Below are 727 nucleotides of genomic sequence, written 5' to 3'. Positions count from 1 at the left end.
TTTCTTTTGCACTTCCCTTAGCAAATGTTACAAGTCCATTTTCATCTATTGTTACACCTTCTGGTGTATCGCCCTCGATTATCCACTTGCTATTATTTCCTTTTTTTACTTTTATTGTTTTTTGCTCAGTTGATTTAGCAGGTGTATAAGTAATTTCAAATCCATCAACAGCAGGTTCTGTTGGAGGAGCTACTGTTATTACGCCAGTATCTTTATTAGGTGTAACTGTTGGTGGTGGTGGGAGTTGGGTATCAGTATTAGGTTTTGAATCATTTCCATATTTATCGTAGGCTTTGGCACTAATGTCAGAAGCTTTTTTGACTTTTTCGTAAGGAATGGTAATGACACCATTTTCTTTAACCTCTACACCTTCTTCACCTACTACATTCCATTTTCCTTGTTCGTCTTTTGTAGCAGTTGCTTTTTTGCTTGTTCCATTTGGGTTAGAGTAATCAACTTCAACTTTTTCTAGGTCCTCATCTGTTGGTGGAGTGATTGTTACTTCTCCATTTTTCTCATTTACCTTTACTTTTGGAGCTTGTGGACCAGTCTTGTCTGGTACTAGGTGTTGATTGTCAGGAGTTTTTTGTGCTGGTGCTTTCTTTTCTCCAAGGGTTGACTTGGCAATTACTTCTGTCTTTTCCTTTGCCTTGCCTTTTGGAATAGTTACAATACCTTGATTTTCAGTAACTGTTACTTCGTCAGGATTTTCTCCTTCAATCTTCCA

The 727-nt window shown here is 37.6% G+C and carries 1 protein-coding gene; it reads right to left on the bottom strand.

Features of this window, described 5'->3' with window-relative positions; translation table 11 throughout:
- The coding region (locus tag HMPREF0077_RS10830; protein WP_004837911.1) for a hypothetical protein at positions 1-727 on the bottom strand (727 nt) is incomplete at both ends.

The organism is Anaerococcus tetradius ATCC 35098, assembly GCF_000159095.1.
GTDB lineage: Bacteria > Bacillota > Clostridia > Tissierellales > Peptoniphilaceae > Anaerococcus > Anaerococcus tetradius.
Note: the sequence above shows the minus strand (reverse complement) of the source record. Positions and strands in the feature narration are given on the sequence as shown.